The organism is Mycobacterium sp. E2989, assembly GCF_001667595.1.
Classification (GTDB): Bacteria; Actinomycetota; Actinomycetes; order Mycobacteriales; family Mycobacteriaceae; genus Mycobacterium.
Genome location: NZ_LZJX01000084.1, coordinates 1 through 1,171, shown reverse-complemented (window position 1 = coordinate 1,171; position 1,171 = coordinate 1). Strand labels below are relative to the sequence as shown.

Below are 1,171 nucleotides of genomic sequence, written 5' to 3'. Positions count from 1 at the left end.
CCAGCAATGGCAAACAAACTACCCGCCAGCTTGGCCCAAGAGGTCCTACGGGGCCGCCAGCTAGTCGGGACCACCGCCCGGAGGGTTGCCGGTCATGCGTGCACCCACCCGCGGTGAACGGCCGCAGTTATTGCGCCGCAACTCATTTCGAGAACTCACTGGCTCCGATCGACGGGGCTCGCTTGGGGGCTCGCCCACGCGGAGGTTGGCTCCCACCGAATCCACGCCCGGGGAACCGACAGGGCCCCGATCGCGGCGCCGCTGCCGACGCTCACCCGAGGCGCCGCGTCGGTCGTGCGGGCGGACCGGATGACCGTGGCCCGGTGCAGCGCGGCGGCCTTGTTGAGGGAGCTCAGGTGGGTGAGCGCGACGTCCGACGGCGCCGACAACGAACTGAGCCGGGACAGTGCCGCCGTAACCGGCGACAGGGTCGCATCGAGGGTAGTGCGCGGCGAGGAGGACAGCGCATCGATCGCCTGGCCGACGGCCGAGATCACTTGTGCGCCGGTCGTTATCACCTCCGGCGCCATCTTCAGCCGCCAGCTGCGGGATGGTTCGGTGACCGCCGGCCCGGACGAATGGGTGCATTGCGGGGGCGAACTGAACGGTGTCAGCTGCCGGATAACCGCCGAGGCGCGGGCGTAGGCGTACATGGCGGCGGCGTCTTGGGCCCACATCCGTTCATAGTCGGCTTCGGCGTCGGCGATCGCCGGACTGAGCTGGCCAAGCCAGTTCGTCGCGGCCAGCCAGATCCGCCGCAACCGATTGGCATCGATCGCATGGGGCGCCACCACCGCCGCGAGGGCCGCACCGTAGGCGGCCGCCGCGGCCTTGGCCTGGATGCCCGCCTGCCGGGCCCGCGCGGCGGTACCGTCGAGCCAGCCCAGATAGGCCGCGACGCCTCGGCCTGTCGCCCTTGCCGAATCACTCGGCGAATCCGGCTCGGCGAACACCGCCCGGTAGCTCAGCGCCATCTCGCCGAGTTGGGCGCCCAGCAGATCCCAGGCCCTGGCGGCGTCCATCATCGATCCGGCGCCCGGGCCCGCATGCATCCGCCCGGAGTTCGTCTCCGGCGGCAGGGCGCCGAAATCCGGCTCGAGGGAGGGCGAATCGTGCTGCAGCATCGGCATTTTCTCTAGAACGGTGGCGGACATGACTCGAGCGGTTCGGA

At 70.4% G+C, this 1,171-nt stretch carries 1 protein-coding gene; it reads right to left on the bottom strand.

The annotated features are described in order from the left end of the window. Nucleotides 1-155: 155 nt before the first annotated feature. Nucleotides 156-1,124 carry a PPE family protein gene (locus tag A5680_RS14970; RefSeq protein ID WP_067820550.1) on the bottom strand — a complete coding sequence of 323 codons (969 nt, stop codon included), beginning with the start codon at nt 1,122-1,124 and terminating at the stop codon, nt 156-158. Nucleotides 1,125-1,171 lie beyond the last annotated feature (47 nt).